Raw genomic sequence first — 13,823 nt, forward strand, 5'->3', positions numbered from 1 at the left:
CGTACCTTTAGCTTATGAATGCGAATGCTTTTTTTGATTTGGTGCGGGATGGAAACTTGTTTGCTTCCAAGCAAGCGTTGGCAGAAGATCCCAAGCTCGCCGAACAACGCGATCCCAGGGGTTCTACCCCCCTCATTCTCGCCGCTTACTACAACCACCATGAACTCGTCCAACACCTGTTGGGTCTGGGGATAGCTGTAGATGCTACGGATGCTTCTGGTAATACGGCCCTGATGGGTGCCTGTTTTAAAGGCCATACGGAATCTGCTAGAGTCTTGATCGAGGCCGGAGCCGATGTTAATGCGCGCAGCGGAATGGGTGCCACCTGCCTGATCTTTGCGGTAAGTTTCAACAAGTTCGAAATAGCCCGTATGCTGGTAGAGCATGGGGCAGATTTATCCGCGAAAGATGCCCGCGGTCATACCGCCTTATTCCATGCCCGGAGCCAGGGCTTGCCCGAAATGGAGGCCCTGTTGACCGAAGCCGGTTAATCCGGCACGGAAAGCCGAAAAAGATCATGAAGTTACACCTTGCCCTGCTTCAGTCCGACCTCGTTTGGGAATCCCCAGATAAGAACCTGGAGAATTTTGACCGCATGTTGGCTGCTGTATCGGAGCAAACCGATTTGGTTGTGCTACCGGAAATGTTCAGCACTGGTTTTACAATGAATCCCGAACGCGTTGAGCGCGACGCTGCTGCCCGTACCCTGGAATGGATGCGGGACCGCGCAGCTTCCATGAATATTGCGTTGGCGGGCAGCCTTGTCTGGCCTTTGGAAACCGGTTACGCTAATCGCTTTATTTTTATGTGTCCGGACGGACAATTCCATTTTTATGATAAGCGCCACACCTTTACACTTACCGGGGAACACAAGGCGTATAAAAGCGGGGATCAGAAAGTAGTTTGGCAGTACAAGGGATTTAGGATATGCCCCCAAATCTGCTATGATTTGAGATTCCCTGTCTTTAGCCGGAACACCGAAGATTACGACCTCTTGCTTTATGTGGCCAATTGGCCGGAGCCCCGCGTATTGGCCTGGGACACCTTACTCAGGGCAAGAGCAATTGAAAACATGGCCTATGTAGTGGGGGTAAACCGTTTGGGCAACGATCAAAACGGCCTGACTTTTATCGGACATACAAGCGCCTACAATGCTTTAGGGGAACAATTGGCCTATTCCGAGCAACAAGAGGTGGTTTCCGTGTCCCTGGACCGTGAAAAACTTCTTGAAATTCGCCAAAAACTACCATTTCTCAACGACCGGGATAGCTTTACTCCCGGATGGTAAAGACCTCGCGATTGTCCCAATTCGCCCGCATTTCGATGGGTCTTGGGAAATGAAGTACATTTTCGGGCTGCCTTCTTTCCAGAAAATTCCCTGTATCCCAGCGGCCATTGCCGTTTTCATCAAAGATCACCCGCAGCCGATACGTATCCGGCCTGAGCCATGCAAAGGTAATTTCCCCGGCTTCCTCCTGAATTAACCTGCGAGCCAACTCATTCCGAGAATTGGTCAATTCAAGGATCACGGGATAGGTGACCGCCCCCGCAAGGGTAAACCGAAGCGTTCCGTAGTCGGCCGCATTGCCAACGGCCCAACGGGTATTGATGGTATCGTTCTGGCTGGCGAAAAAGTCGGTAATTCCCCCGGGTAGGATTTCGAGGCTGTATTGTCTGTTCAGCTCCTTTTCAAAATTGACGTTTACCCGATTCTTCAGCGTATCCAGGGTAAGGGTGAAATCGACCGGAAGGGTGTCCTGATCAACCAACCGAAATCTAGAGGAATCAACAGCTGCCAGGGGAACGGTAGCCGAAACAAAGAGGCTGTCGATGGGTACGACCTCCCCGCGTTTGTTCCATTGCAGCAGCAGGGAATCCGGATCCGACTTGGTCGGTTTAATACTGAAGGTGTCCCGAACTATCAGGGATTCCTCGTTACCCAGGGAGTCCCTGAACACTCGTGGCTCCGGACTGTTTACAGTGAATATCAGGGAGTCTACTTCCATAGGGGTAAACCAGAAATTCAGGCTATCCTTCCCGGGCACGGGTCGCAGTAAGGTCCGGACACTGTCCGGCAGGGGCGTCAGCAATTCCACCTCGGGAGCCTTACCCCCAAAATATCCAAAGAGAATGCGGTTGCTGGCTGCAAAGGAGGGCCGGGCAGCCTCGTAAGCCGGGATTTCCCGGAACATCCGCAACAAGTAAGTGGTATCGCTGGGAACCATTACCGTATCGGCGACAAATCCGATCTGGTCTGCCCTGGGGTTAAAAATATTGTTTCGCGCTTCGTCTTTGATGGCGATCAGGCGATAGGCCCCCGCTTTGAGGTTCTTCAGTTGGAAAATTACCGCACTATCCAAGGTATTGGTCAGGTAGTAGGGCGGTTTTTTGTAGATCAGCGAATCGGAATAGGTAGAATCCAGGGCGTAGAGCATAACACTGATGAAAGATTTCGCAGAGCGCTCGTAGGCATCGGAAACAACTCCGGTAAGCTCAAGAGAATCGAGATAATCCCCGGTGGAAAACACATAAGTCAGCAAATTATAGGGATTCCCCTCATTATTGTCCACAACGCTTTGGCCAAAATTCAGGGTGTAGGTGGTTTCAGGCTTGAGGGTATCCTTTATCCGGACCTCTACATATTTGGAAGTACCTCCCAGGGGGCTGAGCTCAGGGGCATACTCCATAGGGGGTGAAATAATGAGTTGCTCGTCTGACTTTTCCAGTTTGATGTATTCATCAAAGTACAGCCGAATGCGGGAAGCATCGAAATTCGTAGTGCCCTGGTTGGGTTCGGATCGGAGTAATACCGGAGGGGTTTCATCCTTGGGGCCGCCGGTCGGGTTTCCCCTGCGCCCGCATTGGGACAGGGCAATGAGGATTACCAGGCCGAAAATCAGGGACAGTGTGCGACGAAAAATGGGTAGCATCAGGGCAAAGAAACGATATAATTCCCGAACGAAAAACTAAGGAAAAACTAAAGAACCGCGGCCATTGTAGCGATATAAATACGCGGGGGTTTCCCACTGGTTTCACTAAGGGCAAGACAACAAGCCTCCAGGGTAGCGCCGGTAGTTATGACGTCATCTACAAGCAGGACGCTTTTGTTCCCGAGCTGGTCTAAATTTTCTCCCTGAAAAGCGGCTTGGGCGTTCCTGGCCCTTAAACCCCGGTTTTCCTTGGTTTGCGAGCGCCCTGTACCCTTTCGGAGCAGGTAGTTTTCCCCCCAGTTTGCCTGGAGAATACCGGCCAGGGTCTTCCCAAAAAGAGCACATTGATTGTAGCCGCGTTTTCGTTGTTTCACCGGATGTAGCGGAACAGGGATTACCCAATCGATTTTGGGGAGTTCCGGATCCTGCACGAGGGAAGCTCCCATCCAGGTTCCCAGGAATTTTCCGATAGGCTCAATCCGCCTGTATTTAAGGGCATGGATAAGGGTTTGTGCCAGCCCTGTGCGCTCGAAATAGAGCAGGGAAACAGCTTTTTCGAACCGGCACCGGCCATAGAGTTTCCGGTCTATGTCGTTTTCTTTGCCAAAATTGTACTCGGTAAGGGGCATTTCATGTCGACAAAATGCACACAAATAGCGCTCTCCCCGATATAAATGCGCATTACATCCAAAACACCGCCGGGGGACCCAAAGGTTCACTAGATCATTTAGTATTTTTGACAATTCACGGCTCATGGAAAAGGCCCGGAAAAACCTACTTAGTCGCTATCTCGGATGAATCTTCAGGATAACAGATTTAATTTCAAAGTCCTCCTGGCTGCCCTTGTTGCGGTAATCATAGGCATTCTCATTGCCTTTTACTACAGCTATGCACAGTCCCAGACCGAGATTTCCTACCTGGAACAGGAACGCAACCTGCTCATCAAGGATATAACCTTGCTGCGTGCCGATGTAGACCGGCTTTCTGCCCTGAATGAGGTCAATGAGATCGAACTGGAGGATAGCAAATTGCGGGTAGATCAATTGATGGATTCTGTTGGCCGCCTGACATACGATATCAACCGACTGCGCGAATTTCGAACAGAACTCCGCAAATTGGAAGCACGATACGACAGTATCAAGCTCAAAAACAACTTCCTGGAATACAACAACAACCTGATTACCCAGAAATACGAAGAAACCCAGCGCATGCTGGAAGACCTTCGGGGGCAGAGCAGTTCCCTGGCTCAGGCCGAGGCTGCCTTGCGCGAGCGAAACCGGCAGCTCAATCAGGAATTACGGCGTAAAAGCTATTTGAAACTGGAAAACCCGGATGGTAGCGCATTCAGAACGCGATCGGGACGTGGTGAAGTAAGGACCAACAAGGCGTCTACTGTCGTATACCTGAGAGGATGTGCTACGGTTGTGGGCAATCCCAATGAGACCAATCAGGAAAAAGTGTTGTATCTGCAATTCCTCGGGCCCGACATGCGGGTTATTGAAGACAAGGAAAAACTCGTTTCCGTTAACGGGAATATCTACAGCAAACGGGTCGAACTCCTTTTTATGGGAGAACGCCTGGAGATTTGTGACTTCATCGAGGTACCGGAGGGATCCCTTTCCCCTGGAATTTATACCATGAACGTCTTTGAAGACGAAAAACTACTTGCCAGCCGGGAATTTGAATTGAAGTAGGCAGGTTTTACCGATTGTCCTAAATTTGCCGAATGGCAAATCAAGAAGACGTTTTCAAGAAAGTCGTATCCCACGCCAAGGAGTATGGGTACGTTGTCCAATCCAGTGAGATTTACGATGGCCTTAGCGCAGTTTATGACTACGCGCAGCAAGGGGCCGAACTCAAAAAGAATATCCGGGAATACTGGTGGAGGGCCATGGTGCAGCTCCACGAGAATATCGTGGGCATTGATGCCGCGATTTTCATGCACCCGACCACCTGGAAAGCTTCGGGACACGTCGACGCCTTCAACGATCCGCTAATTGACAACAAGGACTCCAAGAAGCGCTACCGCGCGGATGTTCTGGTAGAAGATTATGTTGCCAAGCTCGAGGCGAAGGCCGAGAAAGAGATTACCAAGGCGCGCAAGCGATTCGGAGATGATTTTGATGAGGAACAATTCGTAACCACCCACCCGCGTGTCATTAAGTACCGCGAGCAGGGCCAGGCGATATTAAAGCGTTTGGGTCAATCCCTGGAACGGGAAGATTTGGCAGATGTCAAGGCTTTGATCGAGGAGTTGGAAATTGCCTGCCCGCTTTCCGGCTCGCGAAACTGGACCGACGTCAAGCAGTTTAACCTGATGTTTGGCACCAAGCTGGGCGCCTCTGCCGATTCGGCCATGGACTTGTACCTCAGGCCAGAGACTGCCCAGGGAATCTTTGTGAATTTCCTGAATGTTCAGAAGACCGGCCGTATGAAAATCCCTTTTGGGATTGCACAGATCGGGAAGGCCTTTCGAAATGAGATCGTCGCCCGGCAGTTTATTTTCCGGATGCGGGAATTCGAGCAGATGGAAATGCAATTCTTTATCCGTCCCGGTTCGCAAAAAGAGTGGTATGAGCACTGGAAAGAAGCCCGGCTCAAATGGCACCTGTCGCTGGGGATGGGTAGTGAGAATTATCGCTTCCACGATCACGAGAAACTGGCACACTATGCCGATGCTGCCGCCGATATTGAGTTCCGCTTCCCATTTGGTTTCAAGGAACTGGAAGGAATCCATTCCCGTACAGATTTTGACCTGGCTAACCATGAAAAATACTCGGGCAAGAAATTACAATACTTTGATCCTGAGCTCAATGAGCATTACACGCCTTACGTAGTTGAGACTTCCATTGGCCTGGATCGCATGTTCCTCGCTGTATTCTCCCATTCCTTACAGGAGGAAACCCTGGAGGATGGTAGTACACGTACCGTCCTGAAACTCCCTGCCGTTCTGGCCCCGACCAAGGCAGCGGTTCTCCCGCTGATCAAGCGCGATGGCTTACCGGAGCTGGCCCACGAAATCGTGGAAGAGCTCAAGTGGGATTTCCTGGTAGACTATGACGAAAAAGACGCGGTAGGCCGCAGGTACCGGCGTCAGGATGCCGTGGGAACACCGTTGTGTATTACAGTAGATCACCAATCCCTGGAAGATAAGACCGTTACCTTGCGCCATCGCGACACCATGGAGCAGGAGCGGGTACCCATTGCTGAACTCAAGGCGCGAATAGGGGAAGTAGTAGACATGCGCCAGTGGTTGCAGAAACTCTAGAAAAAGCTGGCTCCAGCGATTATTTTAGGATTTAACCTCCGTAATCCAGGCGTAAGCTTAGGAAGTAATTCCGGGCATTTCCCGGATAGAAGTAGCGCGGTTCAGACCCGTTAAAGCTTCCCGCATTGATCAGGACGGAGCTGGCGTACCGGCGATTTCCCAAATTGTTGATCCCGAAATCTAACCGGGCACGGACTTTGGGCAGGAGATTAAAATGATGCCCGGCCTGCAGGTTAATTAGCTGGTAGGCCTCGCTGTTCAGGGTATTCGCATCCGTTAGTGGCATGGGATCCACATATTGCCAGGTGAGGGAGAGGAAGCTCCCTGCGTTGGTATCCATTCGAAAACCCCCGTAAACCCGGTTTCTGGGAACCCCGGTAAGCGGGTTCCCGGAAAAGTCATTGTCTCCATCGACAAAATCCTGAAAACGGTGGGCATTCAGGGTATAGGAAATGAAAGGGTTAATTCGCAGATTTTGACTGAGGGCCTTGCGATACTCAGCACTGACTTCCAGGCCCCGGTGGCGGGTGGAACCTGCGTTGCGACCTATAAACTGATCTTCTCCAACACGATCCGCAACCAGCAGGTCTTTGATTTCCATCCAGTACAGGGCTCCCCGGATTTGCAAGGCGCGTTGCCACAACTCCAGCTGCCCACCCAATTCGTAGTTCATGCCTTTTTCCTGACTTATTTCGGGGTTGATTACCCCATCCGGATTCAGGGATTCTTCCAGGCTGGGATTGTTGAATCCCCGACTGGCATTTGCGTAAGCAAAGGAGCCCGATCCCGGGTCATAACGAAGGGTGAACCCGGGTAGGATAATGGGGTCAAAGTCGCGTTCCCCAGACTGGTTCGTCACCCCGGTGTTGAATAAATCCTGATACTCGTATTTGGTCTTGTTCAGGGCCAGGGTAGCTGTGGCCCGCCAGGCAGTGGTAAGGGGCACTTCCAATCGTCCAAACCACTGGGCATAGGTGCGAAACTCCCGATTGCGGCTCAGGCGATCGCCTTGTAGGCTTCCTTGACCTTCGTTTTCGCGGTACAGATTTTCGAAGGTACTCCAGGCGTATTCGTCCCGATACTGTTCAACCCCCAGTTCAAAGCGCCCCGAGTTTTCCCCCGGACCAATGCGACCCCGAAACACCGAACGCAAACCATATCCGAGGGTATATTCGTCCAGTATATTGAACGGTCTGGGTTCGTAATGGTCCAGGTAACTCACAAATATACTGGTGATATTTTCCAGACTATTACCCAGGGATATTCTGTCGGAAAGCCCGGCCAGGGTATAACGGTTGGCTTCGAAGCCCCGGCTTTGGGCCCAGGTAAATGCGGCCTGGGTAGGATCTTCTTCGAAAGCCGTACGGCTGAGGGAGCTTGGGATACCCGCCCGGTAATCGATATGGTTTACTAATACCCCAAGCTGGTGTCGGCGGCCGGCCTTGTAGGAGAGGTCCAATAAGAGGCCATCCCGGTCAAAGTAATTGTTTTCGCGGTATCCGTTGGTAGTCAAGCGGTTGTATCGTAGGGTAAGCTGGAGGAGACTATCCCCATAGTGCAAACCGAGGTTATTTTTGAAGAGTCCGTAGGAGCCGGTTACCGTTCGATTCCACATTCGAAATCCTGTTGCACCCTGATCCTGGGAGCCGAGCAAGAGCGCCCCACCCAGCGCAGCGCCGTAGTTGCCAGCCTTGGGTCCCTTGATTACGCGGATGGCGCTCAGGTTTTCCAGGTCAAAGGCCTCCAGGGTAGAAGTTCCCGTTCCATTAGTCACGGGAATATCATTGTAGTACATGCGCAGCTTGTCCGTCCCAAACAGGGTACGGGCACCTATCCCGCGAATGGTAATCCGGTTGGTATTCAGCGCCCCTGAGAGAAAGTATACGCCGGGGACTATATTGATGGTGCCCGCAAAATCGGTTGGATTATTCAGCGCTATTGCCCGACTGGTCAGGACTTCAGAGGGAATATCCCCCAGGGGATTCAATTTCCGGGATTCCACTTTCAGGATAACCTCATCCAGGGCAATAATAGAATCCTGTCCCTGGATCGGGAAGGCGAGGAATAGCAACAGTAAAACAAGGGGGCAACGTTTGATCATTCCGGATGGGAAGCACTCAATGGGTTCGGGTTTGGCTTCTAAAGATACCTAAATTCGGCATCCTGTTTTTCAAAGCGGGAATTGCGCTTTACTTTTGTGATCAATTCCGAATAGAGTTATTCCAACCGCTTGAAAATTGCCTCCTATAACGTCAATGGAATCCGGGCAGCCCTGGGAAAGGGTTTCCTGAATTGGTTGCAGCAAGCTGACCCGGATGTAATCTGCCTTCAGGAGATAAAAGCAATGAAGGAACAGCTCGAACTGGAAGTGTTCGAAAAGGCGGGTTATCCCTACCATTATTGGTTCTCCGCAGAAAAGAAAGGCTATAGCGGGGTGGCCATTTTATCCAAAAAACGCCCGGACCACGTGGAATACGGAACCGGGATCGATTATATGGATCGGGAGGGCCGCAATTTACGGGCGGATTTCAACGGCCTTTCGGTGATGAGCCTGTACCTGCCGTCGGGCACTAATATTGCCCGGCTGGAGCACAAACTACAGTATATGGCCGACTTCCAGCAATACATAGACCGATTGCGGGAGGAAAAACCCAATCTCGTTATCCTGGGGGATTATAATATTTGCCACCAGGCTATCGACATCCATGATCCGGTTCGCAATAAGAATGTTTCCGGGTTTTTGCCGGTAGAGCGGGAATGGATCGGTAACTTTATAGCCAGCGGGTTTATCGACAGCTTTCGCTATTTCAATACTGCACCGCACCACTATACCTGGTGGAGTTACCGGGCGAACTCCCGGGCAAAAAATAAGGGCTGGCGGCTGGATTATGCCATGGTTAGCGAGGCCCTTGAACAGCAATTAAAGCGGTCCGTGATCCTGCCGCAGGCGGTTCATAGCGATCACTGCCCGATACTTGTTGAACTGGAAAAATAAAATTTGAGCGGGGAAACCCTTACGTAAATACGATAGATACCATGGAATACACCAAGCTTCCACATACAGATATTGAAGTCAGCAAAATTTGCCTGGGAACCATGACCTGGGGAAGGCAGAATACCGAGTCCGAGGCCCATGAGCAAATGGATTATGCCCTGGACCACGGAGTGAACTTTTTTGATACGGCGGAACTCTATCCTATCCCCCCGCACCCGGATTATCCCTTCCTTACTGAAAAGTATATCGGAAATTGGTTTGCGAAAACAGGCAATCGCGACAAAGTCGTCCTCGCCACAAAAATTGCCGGGAAGGCGCCATTTACCAAACATATCCGCACTACCGGATTCAGTCCGGAATCTATTCGTGAGGCGCTGGATGCCAGTCTGGAACGGCTGCAAACGGACTATGTGGATTTGTATCAATTGCACTGGCCCGAACGCAACACCAATTATTTCGGGCAGCGCGGTTATACGCACAGTTCTTCGGATCACTGGAAAGACAATATCCATCAGGTACTGGAAACCCTGGCCGCTCTGGTAGCCGAAGGGAAGATCCGTCAGGTAGGGCTTTCCAATGAAACCCCCTGGGGCACCATGCGCTTTCTGGAAGAAGCCAAGGTCCATCAGAACCTGCCCCGGATGATTACCATACAGAATCCCTACAGTTTATTGAATCGATTATTCGAAGTGGGCTTATCGGAAATTTCCATGAGATCCGGTATCGGACTGCTGGCCTACTCCCCACTTGGATTTGGGGTCCTTAGCGGGAAGTACCTCAATGATAGTGCGGCAGAGAATGCCCGATTGAAGTTATTCCCCAATTATTCACGCTATAGCGGGGACACTGCGGTAGAAGCTACCCGGGCTTACCAGGAGATCGCGACACGGCATGGCCTGAGTCTGACACAGATGGCCCTGGCTTTTGTAACCGGCAGGCCATTTATGACCAGTAACATTATCGGGGCTACCACCATGGAACAACTTCGGGAAAATATCGGGAGTAGTGCTGTGCATCTCAACCATGAGATACTGGAGGAAATCGAAGCCGTTCACAGTCAGATTCCGAATCCGGCGCCATAACTTTAAGGCAGGCTATTCTTGGGATTTATCCGAATAGTGCCCGGACCAGTTCTTCTACCTTGGAGACTTTGCGCACTTCAATTTTTTGCGGGGTTTTCGGCAAGGAGGCTTTTGCACTCACAAAGATGGTTTTGAACCCCAAACGCGAGGCTTCTCCTATGCGCTGTTCAATGCGGGGGACCGGACGAATTTCCCCGGCCAATCCCACTTCCGCGGCAAAGCAATAGCCGCCTTCCAGGGCAATGTCTGCATTACTGGAAAGTATGGCTGCCAGTACCGCCAGGTCTATCGCCGGATCGTCGACCTGTATGCCCCCGGTTACATTCAGGAAAACATCTTTTGCAGCCAGTTTAAACCCGGCCCGCTTTTCCAGCACCGCCAGGAGCATATTCAGACGACGGGCTGGAAATCCCGTAGCCGAACGCTGCGGCGTTCCGTAAACAGCCGAACTAACCAATGCCTGGATCTCGATCAGCAGGGGGCGCATACCTTCCAGGGTAGCGGCAACCGCCGTTCCACTTAGCCTTTCGTTCTGGTTGGAAATGAGAATTTCCGAAGGATTGGCAACCTGCCTCAAGCCACTGCCTTTCATCTCATAGATTCCCAGTTCTGCTGTGGAACCAAAGCGGTTTTTCAGCGCGCGAAGGATGCGAAAGAGGTAGTTGCGATCCCCTTCGAACTGCAATACGGTATCGACCATGTGCTCCAGGATCTTGGGCCCGGCGATATTCCCGTCCTTGGTAATGTGTCCGATGAGGATTACCGGGATCTGGGATTGTTTGGCAAAGGAAATCAGTTCTGCGGTGCATTCCCGGATTTGCGAAATACTTCCGGCTCCGGCCTCCAGGTAGTCGCTGTGCAGGGTCTGTATGGAATCCACCACCACCAGTTCAGGCCCCAGGGATTCGATCTCAGAAAATATGCGTGCGGTATTTGTCTCGGTGAGGATAAAGCAGTTTTCGCTCAGGTTACCCAGGCGTTCGGCCCGCATGGCAATTTGTCGTTGGCTTTCCTCCCCGGATACATATAGGACGCGCAAGGGAAGTTGCAGCGCGGTTTGGAGCATTAGTGTACTCTTGCCTATTCCCGGTTCTCCGCCAATTAACGTAAGCGATCCGGGAACCAGGCCGCCTCCCAGAACGCGATCCAGTTCGGCGTCCCCGGTAGGAATCCGCATTTCTTTGCCCGCTCCGATTTCGGTAACGGCTCGCGGCTTATTGCTTGTGATGGGTTTGTTTTCGCTCTGCCAGGATTTGGCCGGCTTACGCTCCAGGACTTCCTCCACAATAGTGTTCCATTCCTTACAAGACGAACACTGCCCTACCCATTTGGCGTATTGGGTACCGCAATTCTGACAAAAAAATGCTGTTTTGGTCTTAGCCATTCGCGAAATTTCACAATGGCTAAAGATAGGTTAAAACCCGAAATCGGCCTTCAGTGCATCCATTTTATCGAGGGCCATTTCTTTGGTCAGGAAATCGATTTCATCCATACCAAAAGCCTTCTCAAAGGTCTTCAAAGCTTTCTTGGGTTCTCCGATAATTTCGTAGTACTCTCCTTCGAAGTAGAAACCAAGCATGGTGTCCGGGTAGGATGCTTTGCACAGGTCGGAAAGCGGCTTCAGGGATTCCCAATCTTCCTTTTTCCGGATAGCGGCGTAGGTGGCGACGATATCGTTCAGCGCAACCTCCTTTTCGAATCCAAATAGCTCCCGAATGGTAGTGTATTTGTTTTCCAGGTAATCGTAGACCGGACCTTCAGTGGTCAACAACTCCTCCCGGTATTCCTTAGGACTAATGGGCTTAAACACTTCAAAAGTCCGTCCCCAGGCCTTGCCAATCCCGAAAGTAGCCACCGAAACCTCATCGGCTTCCTCGTACTTGTCGTAGTAATAGGTAAGGCTTTCTTTATCGAGTTGCTGCAACCTTTTGTTGAGTTCGGCTATCCGGGCATTATCCCCGGAGGACTGTCCCTCGACAATCAGGTGGTAGAATATTTTCTGGTTTAAATCGCTCAGGCGATTCGGGATACGGCTTTCCATTTCCGGAGCCAGTAAGGGGGAAATGCTGATAAAGGCATCGAACAGGGACTTATCCTTAAACAGGTAGAAGTTCCCAAAATTTGCCGTGATGTCGTACCCCACAATCATTTTGAAAGGGGCAGCATTATAGGCACTGTGCAAATAGGGGAGGATTTCCATCCCCAGAAATTCATAGAAATTCTTTCCGCGATCGGTAGGTAAGCCGGAGACCTCATCAAATCCGCAATCCAACCAGCGCAGGTCGGCCTCATTCTGGTCGATACCTACAATAATGGTTTCCGGCATCCCCTGAAATTCGCTGTAATAGCGCGAGGTGGCCACAACCTGATCAAAAAGGCGTTCGGCATCGAGGACGATAACCAGCGGATAGGCTTTCTCCGGGGTATAATCTTCGGGAATATAGTAGGAAACATCCCGACGTTCCTGGAGTTTAAAGGATTCAAATATTTCCCGTTTTACCTGGGCGGATACGGGAACTAAGACGAACAGCAACAAGGCTGTAGCAAGAAAACGGTTCATATGCCGGCGTTTAGAAGGGCTATGAATCAGCCCTGTTCCATAACGGCAGCAGGAGGAAAGATATTGCACCAAAAACAAAGACCATCAGGGTCTGGGTAATCCACATAATCCAGCCAAAAGCTTCCCCGGAATTGGAGCTGATCCCAAAGAGCATCAGGGCCTGGGCCACGGCAATCGGATACAGCCCGAGCCCCCCGGGGGTGGCGGTCATGGCAAAAGCCCCGGCGACAAAGGCCACCAGCAATTCCCCAAAACTCAACGAGAGGGTTTCGGCAACGGTGTATTTAATGACCCAAAACATGGCGATATAGGCACCCCATATCAGCAAGGTATGGGCGAGGAAAGCCCATCGCTGGCGAATTTTAAAGATGGAGGTAATCCCCTCGAGAAGCCCGCGAATAAAGTCCCGAAGTTTCAGGGCAAGGGGTGATGATGACCTTCTCAGGAAGGCCCGTAGCAGGAACAGCCCCAGAATTCCTCCTACCAGCAACCCAATGCTAATGCCCAGGCCCAGGCCACTTTCGGACAGGTACCCCAGGATAATATCCGTCTGGGATATCAAGGCAACTAAAATGACCAGGAAAAGCATGATCAGGTCTACCACCCGCTCGGTTACGATGGTGCCAAATCCTTTTTGAAACGGGACACCCTCATACGTGGCCAGGGCGGTAGCCCTTAAAAACTCACCGGATCTCGGAATTCCAAGATTGGCCAGGTAGGCCATCAATATGATCAGGATATTGTTCCGGAGCTTGGGTTTGTAACCCATGGGTTCCAGGAGGTAGTTCCAGCGGATCGCCCGACTGACATGGCTGAATATCCCGATAAGCAGGGAGATAATCAACCAGAAAGGATTCGCCTGCCGGATATATTTCAGGATAATCCTTCGGTCTTCCTCCGAGGTCATATTGTAGGAATAGCCAATAAGGAAGAGACCCAACGCCAGGGGCAGGATAATTTTGAGCGCTTTTTTCAGGCGGGCATCCAA

General features: G+C 51.3%; 12 protein-coding genes. 6 read left to right on the forward strand and 6 right to left on the reverse strand.

Going from position 1 to position 13,823, the window contains the following annotated elements; all coding sequences use genetic code 11:
* Positions 1–14: 14 nt before the first annotated feature.
* Positions 15–491, forward strand: a complete 477-nt coding sequence (locus tag BM318_RS06575) for an ankyrin repeat domain-containing protein (protein ID WP_092981650.1) — start codon at positions 15–17, stop codon at positions 489–491.
* 26 nt (positions 492–517) lie between these two features.
* Positions 518–1,288 carry an amidohydrolase gene (locus tag BM318_RS06580; RefSeq protein WP_092981651.1) on the forward strand — a complete coding sequence of 257 codons (771 nt, stop codon included), beginning with the start codon at positions 518–520 and terminating at the stop codon, positions 1,286–1,288.
* On the opposite strand, the gene BM318_RS06585 is transcribed toward BM318_RS06580, so the two are convergent.
* Together BM318_RS06585 and BM318_RS06590 are read right to left on the reverse strand one after the other, a co-directional pair.
* The gene (locus BM318_RS06585) at positions 1,272–2,930 is read right to left on the reverse strand and encodes an Ig-like domain-containing domain (protein WP_092981652.1); all 1,659 of its coding nucleotides are present in this window, start codon (positions 2,928–2,930) and stop codon (positions 1,272–1,274) included. The two genes, BM318_RS06580 and BM318_RS06585, sit on opposite strands and share 17 nt — an antisense overlap.
* Before the next feature lie 47 nt (positions 2,931–2,977).
* Complete coding sequence (locus tag BM318_RS06590) at positions 2,978–3,559, reverse strand: ComF family protein (RefSeq protein ID WP_092981653.1); 582 nt, start codon at positions 3,557–3,559, stop codon at positions 2,978–2,980.
* Positions 3,560–3,724: 165 nt separating this feature from the next.
* Here BM318_RS06590 and BM318_RS06595 point away from each other — a divergent pair, with 165 nt between their 5' ends.
* Complete coding sequence (locus tag BM318_RS06595; protein ID WP_092981655.1) at positions 3,725–4,624, forward strand: hypothetical protein; 900 nt, start codon at positions 3,725–3,727, stop codon at positions 4,622–4,624.
* 32 nt (positions 4,625–4,656) lie between these two features.
* Positions 4,657–6,198 (forward strand): glycine--tRNA ligase, encoded by a 1,542-nt coding sequence (locus BM318_RS06600; RefSeq protein WP_092981656.1) that lies wholly within the window; start codon positions 4,657–4,659, stop codon positions 6,196–6,198.
* A gap of 31 nt (positions 6,199–6,229) precedes the next feature.
* Here the strand turns inward: BM318_RS06600 and BM318_RS06605 are convergent, their stop codons facing one another.
* Positions 6,230–8,299, reverse strand: coding sequence for a TonB-dependent receptor domain-containing protein (locus BM318_RS06605; protein WP_092981657.1), 2,070 nt, complete (start codon positions 8,297–8,299; stop codon positions 6,230–6,232).
* Positions 8,300–8,428: 129 nt separating this feature from the next.
* Between BM318_RS06605 and BM318_RS06610 the strand changes: the two genes are divergently transcribed.
* On the forward strand, positions 8,429–9,193 hold the full coding sequence (locus BM318_RS06610) for an exodeoxyribonuclease III (RefSeq protein ID WP_092981659.1): 765 nt from the start codon (positions 8,429–8,431) through the stop codon (positions 9,191–9,193).
* 41 nt (positions 9,194–9,234) lie between these two features.
* Entirely contained in the window at positions 9,235–10,275 is a 1,041-nt protein-coding gene (locus tag BM318_RS06615) for an NADP(H)-dependent aldo-keto reductase (RefSeq protein ID WP_092981660.1), read from the forward strand.
* A gap of 25 nt (positions 10,276–10,300) precedes the next feature.
* Here the strand turns inward: BM318_RS06615 and radA are convergent, their stop codons facing one another.
* Genes radA through BM318_RS06630 form a run of 3 tightly spaced genes read right to left on the reverse strand, consistent with a single transcriptional unit; the run spans position 10,301 to position 13,823 of the window.
* Positions 10,301–11,659 carry a DNA repair protein RadA gene (radA, locus tag BM318_RS06620; RefSeq protein WP_092981661.1) on the reverse strand — a complete coding sequence of 453 codons (1,359 nt, stop codon included), beginning with the start codon at positions 11,657–11,659 and terminating at the stop codon, positions 10,301–10,303.
* A gap of 30 nt (positions 11,660–11,689) precedes the next feature.
* The gene (locus BM318_RS06625; protein WP_092981663.1) at positions 11,690–12,835 is read right to left on the reverse strand and encodes an alpha/beta hydrolase; all 1,146 of its coding nucleotides are present in this window, start codon (positions 12,833–12,835) and stop codon (positions 11,690–11,692) included.
* A gap of 19 nt (positions 12,836–12,854) precedes the next feature.
* A complete protein-coding gene (locus tag BM318_RS06630) occupies positions 12,855–13,823 on the reverse strand; it encodes a lysylphosphatidylglycerol synthase transmembrane domain-containing protein (protein ID WP_092981665.1) in 969 nt (322 codons plus the stop codon).

Origin of the sequence: Robiginitalea myxolifaciens, from assembly GCF_900115205.1 — a bacterium.
GTDB lineage: Bacteria > Bacteroidota > Bacteroidia > Flavobacteriales > Flavobacteriaceae > Robiginitalea > Robiginitalea myxolifaciens.